The organism is Wolbachia endosymbiont of Drosophila seguyi (assembly GCF_028981765.1).
GTDB classification, from domain to species: domain Bacteria; phylum Pseudomonadota; class Alphaproteobacteria; order Rickettsiales; family Anaplasmataceae; genus Wolbachia; species Wolbachia pipientis.
Genome location: NZ_JAPQLM010000023.1, coordinates 1 through 12680, shown reverse-complemented (window position 1 = coordinate 12680; position 12680 = coordinate 1). Strand labels below are relative to the sequence as shown.

At 34.4% G+C, this 12680-nt stretch carries 6 protein-coding genes and 1 pseudogene; 5 read left to right on the top strand and 2 right to left on the bottom strand.

All coding sequences use genetic code 11. The annotated features are described in order from the left end of the window. Nucleotides 1–254 (top strand): annotated as a pseudogene (locus tag OZD62_RS00450) (Rpn family recombination-promoting nuclease/putative transposase); the annotation flags it as partial. After that, a complete protein-coding gene (locus OZD62_RS00445; RefSeq protein WP_010082266.1) occupies nt 255–794 on the top strand; it encodes a pyrimidine dimer DNA glycosylase/endonuclease V in 540 nt (179 codons plus the stop codon). 702 nt (nt 795–1496) lie between these two features. Here OZD62_RS00445 and OZD62_RS00440 read toward each other — a convergent pair. Then, nucleotides 1497–3926 (bottom strand): TomO hydrophobic C-terminal domain-containing protein, encoded by a 2430-nt coding sequence (locus OZD62_RS00440; protein ID WP_275019196.1) that lies wholly within the window; start codon nt 3924–3926, stop codon nt 1497–1499. A 242-nt stretch (nt 3927–4168) separates the two neighbouring features. On the opposite strand from OZD62_RS00440, the gene cifA reads away from it, so the two are divergent. The 3 genes from cifA (at nt 4169) to OZD62_RS00425 (ending at nt 11843) form a co-directional block, all read left to right on the top strand. After that, nucleotides 4169–5593: a cytoplasmic incompatibility factor CifA gene (gene cifA / locus OZD62_RS00435; RefSeq protein ID WP_275019195.1), complete on the top strand. Its 1425-nt coding sequence runs from the start codon at nt 4169–4171 to the stop codon at nt 5591–5593. Between the two features lie 75 nt (nt 5594–5668). Then, on the top strand, nt 5669–9169 hold the full coding sequence (cifB, locus tag OZD62_RS00430) for a cytoplasmic incompatibility factor CifB (RefSeq protein ID WP_275019197.1): 3501 nt from the start codon (nt 5669–5671) through the stop codon (nt 9167–9169). Between the two features lie 847 nt (nt 9170–10016). Continuing rightward, nucleotides 10017–11843 (top strand): TomO hydrophobic C-terminal domain-containing protein, encoded by a 1827-nt coding sequence (locus tag OZD62_RS00425; RefSeq protein ID WP_275019194.1) that lies wholly within the window; start codon nt 10017–10019, stop codon nt 11841–11843. A 377-nt stretch (nt 11844–12220) separates the two neighbouring features. On the opposite strand, the gene OZD62_RS00420 is transcribed toward OZD62_RS00425, so the two are convergent. Beyond that, on the bottom strand, nt 12221–12680 hold a 460-nt coding region (locus OZD62_RS00420; protein ID WP_275019193.1), incomplete at its 5' end, for a hypothetical protein.

Genomic DNA, 12680 nt, shown 5'->3' with positions numbered 1-12680 from the left:
ACTGGTCAGAAAAAGAATTTATTGCCTATGAACAGGAAATAAAACGTATTCTTGATGAACAGGCTGTCCTTGCTCAAAAACTTGATGATGCTACTGCAAAAGGCATCCTCATCGGACATGAAAAAGGCAGAAAAGAGAGGGAAATTGAAGTTGCAAAGAATCTACTTAAAGCAGGAGTTTCTATTGATATCATAGCTCAAACTACTGGTCTTACAGCTAATGAAATTAAAGACTTAAGCTCTTTGGATGTTTAGATGAACATCTTTGTACTAGATGAAAACCCAGAGATTGCGGCAAAAATGTTATGTGATAAGCATATAGTAAAAATGCTATTAGAAACTGCTCAGTTACTGAGTAATGTTTTTTCAATAGCATTAAAAGTGCCAAATCCTTTAGTCAGCATCACAGACCAGAATATAGAAGTTCCATATAAACTTACTCACAAAAACCACCCTTGTTCTCTATGGGCTAGACAATCCAAAGGGAACTTTTTCTGGTTAATAAAATACGGAAGGGAGCTGTGCAAAGAGTATACTTGGCGATATAAAAGAAAACATAGATCAGAAGAAGTTATAGATTGGTGTGATAGTAATAAGAATTTGCTTGTTTTTCAATCAACCGATATAAAGCCTTTTGTACAGGCGTTACCAGATCAATATAAGTCTAGTCATTCAGTAAAAGCTTACAGAGAGTACTACCTAAAAGAAAAGATGAGGTTTGCTAAGTGGGAAAAGGGTAGAGAAGTACCGGATTGGTTGCTAAGCAGAATCGTACGTCTGAAAAGCCGCAAATAAAAAGAACGCCTTAATTAGTAGAGAGGAAGGTGCATAAAAACTAAAACATCTTCTCACTTTAACTCTTAATTAGATTTGAGGTAAATCATTAAAATCTCCACTCTTTTAACTGAGTCTGATAAAATTTAAAAACGGCAGTTTATTGAATACTTTACATGATTAAACCATTAAAACTCTTCAATTTTACTGAATTGATGGTAATTTCAAGGTATTTGCTGCTCAAATTTAGATACATGCTAATTTCTCTATTATAAATACTTAAATTATAAACTATTTACTCTTTAATTTTGGTTATTAGTACTGCGATCCAGAGGTATTCCAACATCACTCACTTCAGAAGAGCAAAGTACTCTGATAATCTGGAATTTCAAAGTAAGGTCTCGATATTACTTCTTTTATAACCTAACGAAAATCTGAGTTCAGAACATAAAACCAGTCCCTTAATATAACTACTTTGCTGTTCCCTTACTATCATTTACAAAGAAGCCCTTATATTTTTCTACTAAATCTGGTCTTTTCTTCATCTATATCTCCTTCTACACCTAGAACTCTATTCGCCAATTCCCTATTCTCTAGAGAAATAAGTAATGCTCTATATCACCGTCAGAAATTAATCTGCCGCACCGAGAACTAATAGACCTTTTTATCTTTCCCATTATCTCTTTTCTTGGGGTGAGTAAAACAATATATTTTTCCACATAGTTATAAGCTGGGAACCATAAAAACAGCTTCATGATCAGCCATTTTAAAAGTTCGATCAAGTTCAATATTCCTAAGCGTTGTACTTGCCTTATATGAACAATAACATCCCAATGTAAGGAAAGTTAATGCAGTCAAAGCAAGTGAAATAGATATTCCTAAATGAGACATTGTTAAACTTGTGCCAACAGCAAATACTCCAGATAATATAAGAGAAGCAGAGGCATAAATTATTTGCTTTCTACTCTGAGCTCTTGCTTCTGAGAATTGAGATTTTACTGCTGAACTTTGTTCAGAGACTCGAGATAGGTTGCTAGTCCTTTTACTATAACCTTGTTTTACATTAACACCCACAGACTCAGTGGCAACTTTTGAATCCATCTCATCCTGGATTGATATATCAATATTTTCCGGCTGTTCATTAGCTAGAATAAGCTCATCATGCAAATTTTTTACAGAGCAAAAATGTGAGGGATCGATACTAAAGCTTTCTTCAATGCCTTCTAATCGTTTATTCTCTTCCTTTAATCGTTCTATATTTCCTCGTAATATACTATTTTCTAATAGCAATTCCTCACATTGTTTCCCTTTTGCATCTATCTCTTGTTCCAGCTTTACTAGTTTAATTTCATAGTCTTTACATAACTCAGCTTTTCCTTCCGGTGTATCTGCATCCTCCACTTGTATACACGAATCTTCGGTTTCTCTTTTTGTTTTTTCCGCTCTTAACAAATACTCATAATCATCTTCTAACCCATTTATTTTTTGCATTAATCGTTGATTGTTCTCATTCAGCCCATTTATAACTTCCTGCATCTTTTCTTTTTTATTAAATAGCAATTCCTTTTCTTCTTTCGCTGTAGCAAGTTTTTCCTTAAGTTCATCATTTTCTGCTAGAAAATCTTTATTCTCTTTTTCAAGTTTATCTACTTTTTTCTCTAACTCTTGAACACTGTTATCTAAGGATTCATTCATCTTTTCCAATCCCTTCAATTTTTGTTCAAGATACATGCTTTTAGAATCACTTTGTGGTAATCTTGTACCAATATCTACGAGAATTTCTCCTACAAAATCCATAAACTTTTTGAAATGTCTCTCATGAACTATCACTTCTTCACTTAGTGTAGTATTACCCAGCTTTTCCACAATTTCTTGGATTTTTTTTAAACTATTGGATAATAGCTCCATTCGTTCAACAATTTTAGTTACTTCACTTACGTTCAATTCATCACTCAGATCTGCATTACTAGTATAATTCTCACCAGTGGTAACTAGGTTAGATGGATTGGCAGGTTTAATCGGGGTACTCGTATCAACAGAAGCTCCAAATGGCATAAACAGTGCACTTCGGCTGCTCTTAATCAATCTACCTAGTGAAGGTATATCACTATTATAAAGTGTTCTATCACCACTAGAGGCAACTTGCTCTTGTCTATAATTTGTAGAAGTTCCTGTTGGACTAGTACCATTTTTCTGATCTTCTCTACTGCTTTCATTCGTAAAGCGCTTCACTCCCATTACCCTCCTAACATTCTCTCCAAGTTCTTCTCTTTCGATTATAATACGAGATTCATTTTTTTCATAGTTAATTTTATCATATAATTGTTCACATTCTTTGTAGGACAATATTGGTTGTAGCGTCTTCTTCTTTACTTCTTCATCGTAGAAAGCTCTCAGCTTATCATTTGATAATATTGCTATAGCTTCTTTTACATCAGGATGCAATTGAGAATGCCCATTTTTGTATGAATGAACACGGTTCAGTAGAAAAATCTTAACAGAGTGTTGCTTGTATTCCATAATTTCCTCTAATGTAATCCCCATAACTTTTTCTTGTGATTCTATGTATCCTAGAGCTTCTTCAAAGTCTTGTCTGTTAGAGATGAGAGGTTGAGCTTTTTTTAACTTTTTGATCTCACCATCTTTTGGATGCACACCATTAACTTCAATAACAGGGATAACACTTGCAGAGTCAATCGCATTTAACACAATACTACAATCATCTTGATTTTTTAGGAAAGCTTTTAGCTGTTTTTTAAAGTTCAATAAATTACTTAATTTATCTTCATTAGTTTTAGATTTTTTGATTTGATCATAAACGTTTCTGGCTGCTTGGTTATTCTCTTTATCAGTCCTTATTTTACTTTCTAACTTACCAAGGAGTTTGCTCAGTGGTTTTTTAAGTTTCTTATAATCGTTAACAAGCAGTTCTCTTATCCGTCTTTCAAAATCTCCTTTTTCTTTGAATCTCAAAACAGTATATAGATCATCTTCAGCCCTCTGCTGATCGGATTTTGTATTTACAACCATAACCTTACCTAACACTAACAGATACTGCTGAACAGAACTTAAGGGCGAAGTTAAAACACACTTAGTTAAAGTCATAAGCACTTCTCCAATTAATCTTACTAATATTCTTCTGGAAAACAACATATCTACTGACCTTATTCTTGGGAATATAAATAGAAAAAGTGCATCACCTATAGTCTCCAGAAAACCTGGTGTTAGCTGTCAAATTAAGATTTCTAGAAAATACTCAATAATTCCAGACAGATTTCTCGAGGCCTGACCAGAACGTTTGGGTATCAAATAGGTCTTTCTGGAGTAATTAGGTGTTGTAACTTAGTTACAAATTTAGTACCATAGCGTTGTTTTCATGATATAGGGAGGTTTAAATGCCAATAGAAACAAAACGTCAGGCTGAAGTGCTTAAAAAGCTACAAGATGTGATAAAACATACAGATCGTAACATTGCGGCTGGAAGAAAGTTAGCTATTAAAAGGTGGGTCGAGACCTATATAGAGTATATCAAACTTTTTAAGGATGATAAGCTGGAATTCTTATATAATGTTTTTCGAGATGAAGGTTGTTGGTTAGGTACAAGGTTAAATAATACTGTTTTAGGTCAGAAATTGACTGAAGAGAAAATAGGAGAAATCGATAACCCACTACCAAGGTATGGTATGGCATCTAGGTACTGTATAACGGGCAAGATAGGTGATTTTTTCAACAAGCAGTTTGTACTCTCTAGAGGTCAATTTACTTCAGAAGAGGTAGATAGTCAAGGTAATCCGATCAGTGATCAATATGTAAGAAACATTCTGCTATCATCCATGAAGAGAAATGGTCCTGTGTTTGATTTCTGGATCGATAGAGAATCTGGGGAATTAAAGAAGTATGATGCAGTAGAAGGTTTTGACAGTACTGTAAAACTTAAGTGGAGCGAAGGGGTAGAGTATTTTTATAATCAGTTAGAGGAAAAAGATAAGGAGAAGAAGCTTACAGAAGCTATTGTTGCTCTTTCTCGTCCTCAATCTGTTAAGAGAGACGCTCCTATTTTAGATTTTTGTGTAAGGAATATAGGCGATAAAGATACTCTTTTACAGAAATTATTGCAGAAAGATAAGGGAGTATATTCCCTTCTTGCTGAATTAATAGAGTCATGTTTTTTTGATACGGTTCATGATTTGGTACAGTGCTGGTGTTATAAAGGCGTTTCAGCAGGAGGAAACTGTTCGGACAAGATATTCTCACAGCAAGACTATGAACTTTTTCTTTATTCACTTTCAAATGTGATGTTGAAAAATCCTGAGTTAAGTGTTCAAGCTAGATCCCTTATTATGGAGATTTGGAAATGTGAACGCTTTGCTGAATACAGAGAGACCTCTGTTAATACTTCTAATTATACAGTTCCTATAAAGAGTGTACTTGGGGGATTAATCATTAATTGGAAACGAGAAGATGTTTGTAAGCCCGATAGGGAAATAGAGAAAGAAGAAATATTAGATATGATTTCATTTGCCAAAGGTTGCTTTCCTGAAAAGTTTGACCTTTTTAAAGAAGTCATGATAGAAAATCTTAGAATATGTGGTAGGGAAGGAAAGAGGAAAGGTGTAGATTACGGCAAGTTTGCAGAAGAGTTATTTCTTCAGTTAGAGAAAGTAACTTTACCTTCTGTAGGTGATGGTCCTTGGAATAATTTGCGGTCTCAATCTAAGGTATCTTTGCCACTTGATGGTTCTGGTGATGGCCCACAGTCTGAGTTTGAAGCTCCTAGTGTGAGTGGTATTTCTGGTTCTCATAAGAAAAGAAGAATCTAGTCTACTCATTAATGTGAGTGGTTTTTCTGGTCTTAGCAAATAGAGAGGTGCTTTGTGCCTTTAATAAGAAGTTTAGTGGATGGAGATCTTGATGGTTTTAGACAAGAGTTTGAATCCTTTTTAGATCAATGTCCATTTTTCTTGTATCATGTAAGTACAGGACGTTTCCTTCCTGTATTCTTTTTCAGTATGTTTGCTACTGCTCATGATGCTAATATCTTAAAAGCAAATGAGAGAGTGTATTTTCGTTTTGATAATCATGGTATTGATACAGGTGGTAGAAATAGAAATACAGGGAACCTAAAAGTCGCTGTTTATCGTGACGGACAGCAAGTTGTCAGATGCTACAGTATTTCTGATCGTCTTAATAGTGATGGGTTAAGGTTCAGTACAAGGGAAAGAAATGCTCTAGTGCGAGAGATTAGAGGGCAAAATCCAAATTTAAGGGAAGAAGACCTAAATTTTGAGCAATACAAAGTATGCATGCATGGAAAGGGCAAGAGTCAGGGAGAGGCGATTGCAACAGTATTCGAGGTGATTCGTGAAAAAGATTCTCAAGGTAGAGATAGATTTGCTAAATATTCAGCGTCTGAGATTAGCCTTCTTAGGCATATAGAACGCAATAGGCTTAATGGGATTAATGCACCTGCGCCACGCAGTTTGTTGACAGTTAAGGAAATAGGAAGTATACGACTCAATCAAGATCAGAGAGTACAGCTTGGTCATTTGGTCAATTTTGTGCAAGTTGCACCGGGTCAGCAAGGGATTTTCAGTTTTATGGCAGTGCTAGCAAGTAACCAAAGAATAAATATAGAACGTGGAATAAATGAAGGAATTTTGCCATACATAACTCGAATCTATCGTAGTTACCTAGGCAGCCTACAAAATGACATTCAAAATCGCAGTCAAAAGTTTGAGAGTCACGGATTTTTCTTAGGTTTGTTGGCAAATTTTATTCATCTCTACACAATAGATATTGACCTTGACTTGTCTCCTGGAAATTCATATGTTGCTTTTCTTATATGTCATCAGGCAGAGAGAGAAAACATTCCTATCGTTATTAATGTTACTAGATGGAGGACATCGTCTGATATTGCATTAAACCGCGCTAGAGCTGATGCTAAAAGATTACATGCTTCTTCATTTATATCTATTCACACTGAATCAAGAAATGCTGTTTGTATTGGATTAAATTTTAATCTGAATATAGATCCTTTTAGTATTGATACAGTAGAGTTTTTAGAGAATAGATTTCCTTTGGTACAAAGATTATTTGAGTGTTTGGAGGATGAAGGAATTAGAGAAAATATTAGAGATTTCTTGCTTCAACATCTTCCTAACGAAATACCAAGAAATGCAGAGAATTATAACAGAATATTTGATTGCATAACTGGTTTTGCTTTTGGGAATAGTATTTTAGAAGAGTTCAGATTAGTAAACGCAGTTCAACAACGTGTAAGAAAGTATATATTTAGATATGGTGATGAGAATCATGCTTTAACCATGGTCTTCCATACTCAAGGTTCTGATATAGTTATACTTCATATTAGAGATAACAACGCTGTACAACAAGGAGCCATCAATTTACAAGATCTTAATGTTGACGGAAATAATGTTCATGTACGGGAAGTTTCATGCACACTTAATAATCAACTTGGCCTTAATATTCATACAGATAACCTTGGTTTATATCACAATTACCAAAATAATAATGCAAATAATTTTCTTGGTGGTAATCTTGTGCAAGTGCCTAATGCTGGAAATGTGCATAATGCTTTAAATCAAGTTATGAATGATGGCTGGCAAGATAGATTTCAGCATCAAGAATTATTTAGAAACATTTCTGCAGTATTAATGCCAGAAGATACGCATGGCAATATGATAATAGATGTAAATAGCAAAGATAAGTTTCGCTCTATACTACATGGTACATTTTATGCTAGTGATAATCCTTATAAAGTGCTTGCTATGTATAAAGTTGGTCAAACATATAGTTTAAAAAGGTGGCAGGAAGAAGAAGGAGAAAGGGTAATACTTACAAGAGTTACAGAACAGAGACTAGGTCTTCTATTATTAAGACAACCTACAGCAGATACTCACCCAATTGGATATGTATTAGGATTTGCTGATAATGCAGAAGAAGTAGAACAGGAGCAAGACGAGGCAAGGTACAAAATAACAGAATTGATGAGCAAACAAAGGGGATATTTGCCTATTACTTCTGGCAATGAGGTGGTTTTGTCTTATGCTGTATTTAATAGAGGTGCACAGAGAGCAGAAGACTTTATATCTCTTCCACAACAAGCAGTGTATGTACATAGACTTGATCGTCGTGGTCATGACTCAAGACCAGAAGTATTAGTGGGACCTGAAAGTGTTATTGATGAAAATCCACCAGAAAATCTATTGTCAGATCAAACTCGTGAAAATTTCAGGCGCTTTTACATGGAAAAAAGACCAGGACAGAACTCGATTTTTTTGCTTGATATAGATGATAATCTGCACGTTCCATTTAGTTACTTGCAAGGTACTAGAGCACAGGCAATAGAAACATTAAGGTCAAGAATAAGGGGAGGTGGTACTTCTACAGCACAAGGAATATTACAACAAATAAACACTATCCTTCGTAGAAACAACGCTCGTGAAATAGAAGATGTGCATAATCTACTTGCACTAGACTTTGCAACAGAAAATCAAAATTTCCGTTATTGGCTACAAACTCATGACATGTTTTTCGCTGCACGACAATATACTTTCCATGATGATCGATCTAATCCAACTAATGATCGTCATGATTTTGCAATAACTTCAGTAGGAGTCGATGGAAATCAAAATGATCCAACAGGTAGGGACTTATTAAGTAGTAACATAGATAACTTTAAACAAAAAGTAGATTCGGGTGAAAAAGATAGATTAACTGCTATTATTAATGTAGGTAATCGTCATTGGGTTACATTAGTTATTGTCCACCAAAATGGAAATTATTATGGGTATTATGCTGATTCACTTGGTCCAGATAGTCGTATTGACAATAATATTCGAGGAGCTTTAAGAGAATGTGATATTAGCGATGATAATGTCCATGATGTTTCCGTTCATCAGCAAACAGATGGCCATAATTGTGGCATATGGGCATACGAAAATGCTAGGGATATTAACCAAGCTATTGATCAAGCTTTACAGGGAAATGGTAACTTTGGAGAGAAAGGTGAAGGTATTATAGGTTATATACGTGGTCTTCTTAGTGCAGGAATTGGAAATGACACTAGACAACCTCAAAGAAATGAACAATACTTTAGAAATCGGAGAAGAAATATTTCACAATTATTCCAAAATGATTCTCTATCTTCTCCTAGGGGTAGATTGATTCAAGGTCGTCCAGGAATTCAACATGAAATTGATCCATTACTATTACAATTTTTAGAACTCCAATATCCACAGCGTGGAGGTGGGGGAGCATTGCAATTAGGCGGAGAAAGAGTGATATCAATTGATTTTGGTCCGCAATCTGTATTGGATGAAATTGATGGAGTGAATAGAGTTTATGATCATAGCAATGGTAGAGGCAGTAGGTAGAGGTTAATAGGTGAATGAAGTATTTCTTTACTCCATATTTACGCGTTGGTTGTAATGGGTCTTTTAATTTATTTCTGCATATTTTTTTTGGGGGGTTGTTTATTAACAATAATATAGAAGATATTAATAAAGCTTTTGTCCGTAAAGCACATTCATGAGAGCGATATTTTCTTAAAATCAGCTAGCTTTAGATGCTGAAGTTGTGTACCGTTTAGAATAACTTCCTTAATTTTGGATATAAAATAATTTAAACGTAAGATCCACTGTAAAAGATAAGATTTAATTTGGAAGAAAAATTGATGTGATTAGAACTTGACTTTACATAGTATAGGAATATTTTTTATAAAAAGAACAATATCCATTTGAAATGTAAAATTATCATAAATTTTTCTTTTTGTTCTCAAATGAATTATTATTAATTTAGTATTATATATTGCTAATAACTTAAATAATCCAACCATTTCCAGCAACAAAAACCGCTACCCGTGAGAACATTTTTCTTTGGGATGGGATGGTCTACCAATTGTACCATACGAACTTTTTTGTATAATAATTTCACTATACGCTAAAATCAGCTATACTGGCTTACTTTTGCTAAATCTACATACGAACTATTTTGCCTAACTTTATTGCAAAGATTTCAAGCTTCTATTTTCATAACGCCGCTTTTGTTTAAATTGTTCTCACAAAGGTATGTACTTTTTGTGGTTTAAGGAGTAAATAATCAAATTTTCTGCAACACTAAAATTAGATATTTCTCTCAAAAATACTTTATTCCAAAAAAACACTTTTTCTTTTTATTAAACCATGGTAGGCTTACGGGGTCGTTAAAGTGAGGTACGGTATAATGTATCCAGAATTGAGTCAACACTTTGCTAAGAAGTCCGATCATAGTGAGGCACTTAAGCAGAATAGTCTTGTTTCTCCAGAACGCAAGCATGCGCAATTTTTCTATGGCACAGTTCAGGGTAATGTGAGTACCCCGATTCACAAGAATGCGTCCTGCTCAATTTCCACAAGTAACAGTTCGGTTAATGAGGCTAACCTGAGTGACCAGATTGGTGTGGATGGTGCAAGTGTAATGGCCGAGCCAATGAACGCAATAGCAACTGAATTGAACAAACTAGGAGAACAATTACTGTGCAAGCGCTTACAGGAAATCAAAGCAAATATTGAAGGAGCTGTCCTTGCTCTTGTATGTGAGGCAGAAGGACTGGTTAGGAGTAGTAGAGAAACTCACCACAAAAATGAGTCTGGAAACTTTCATCAAGCTATTCTCACGTCTAAAAGAAAGTTAGAGGTACAAGAGGAGAAAAATACTCTTTTAGATGTAGAAAATCAAGAATTGTTGGAACAAATAAGCCAATTAGAAGGAAATAATAAAGAGTTTTCTGATAAAATGGATGAAATTAATAAAAACAAAGGTCAACTAGAGGAGGATCTGAATGGCATAAGGCAAAAATTGAATGAAGTAACTCAGACACTTGGGAACACAAGGGCTCAATTAAAAGAGAGTAAGAAAGAGCTGGATGATGCAAAGAAAGACGTTTCGCAATCAGAACAAGAGATATTAAATCAACAAGCAAATATTAATGATCTAACTAATAGAGTAAGTAAATTTACTAGTGAAAAAGATCAACTTAAAGGGGAACTTGATACAACAAAAACTCAACTTACGGAAAAGGAGAAAGCACTAAATGCTGCAAATGAAAGAGTTAAAAAATTAGAACAAGATCTAAAACAAGAAAGTCGAAAGATTATTGACCTAGATGATCAAGTAATTCAATTAACTGTACAAAATAGTCGACTGAAAGGGCGTCTGGATAATGTAGATCAAAGGATTGTGCAGTTAGAACAACTTGAAGAGGAGAATCATGATCTAACTGATAAAGTAGCCCTACTTACCAAAGAAAAAAGTAGATATGAAGGCATTCTTAAAAGTACTAAAGAGGAATTTGATAGAACAATAGTTCAACTTAAAAAGCTGGAGCAAGAATCGGCTGAAAAAATTCAGGCATTTGAGAATACAAAAGTTCGGTTAGAACAAAAGTCTGGCGATGTACAGCAAGACTTGGCTGCAAAAATTGAGGAACTTGAGAACATAAATCAAAAGGTTTTGCGACTAGAACAGGAGCGAGATAGTGCACAGCAAGGCTTGGCTACAAAAACAAAGGAATTCGAAAGCGCAAAAACCCAGCATGAAAAGCTGCAGAAAGGCTTGGATGAAAAAACTAGTGAAGTAACTCAGCTCACTGAAGAAAATAATAAACTAAAGAATGAGCTAAAGCTAAAAAAGCCTGAAAATAATAACCTGAAGACAAAGCTGCAGGAATCTGAAAGCAAAAATAATGGACTAGAGAGTCAAATCGAAAATCTGCAGAAACAACTTGAAAGCAAAAATAAAGAGCTAAATGGTAAAAATGAAAGATTTTTGGGAGCAAAGACTCATAGTAAAAGACAAGGTAATTACGCCTCTGTTTCTTTTGTGTTATCTGGGGCATTTGCTGTTGGTGCAAGTTTAACAATGTTTCATTTAGCAATATGTATTTCACTCGCTGTAGCTGCGTTAACTTTTTTTGTAGTAGGATATTACTATTCATATAAGGCAAATACAGCACTTAGCTATGTTGAAATTGATCAAATCGCAAGAGGTGCTAGTCATGTAACTGTTTAAAATGGTTTTTAGGTTTTGAAATTTGTACCAGTTGGGCAAGTTAAACAGATACGGACATTTAGCTCTTACGCAATAACTTTAGGAATTCTGGAATCGTTTCATATATATGTTTAAGATTATCACTGTTTTTATTACATAATTAAGTGTCAGTTCCTGTAACACTAGTTTACCTCCATTCTTTGTTTTAAAGTATTGGTTTTCTGGCACTAGTCTTTTCCATTGCCTATTGCTTTTGTAAATTAAGATTCTAAGCCGTAAAACTTTGCCAATTGCTCACTCCACAGCATCGGTATTTCTCTTTTGAGCTTTCTCCATAACATAAGAAAAACTAACCTCTTTTTTAGCGAATGTCAGGCTAGTTTTTCTTTCAACTTTTACTATAAAATGCTTTCTTCTACTTGAATATACCTCAAGATGTTCTGTGTATCTTCTACAAAGTTATTCTTAATGTTTGCTAACTCCTCTTCTTTCTCGGATAACTTATTCTCTATTATTTTATTAAAACAATCAAAATCTCTGCATTTCAATTGTAATCTCATATCTTCATTTTCATAAAAGCTTTTTATAACATCATAATATTCTCTAGTTTCATCGGTCTCTGGCTGTTGTCTCTCTTTAAATATTGCTTTTAATTTTGAATCTATATCTAACTCTTTTCTTATTTCTTCAATTGCTGCTTTATGATACCCTTCATAATCTTTAAGTTTCTCTAATATCCTACATTCTGCTGTCTCCTTTAATGTTTTAAGTAGATCTTTAGCATGAGATTTTTCCGTTTTTTGCTTCCACTCATCATACGTATAGTCTGTTTGACGTGTACCATATTTTGTATCTTGA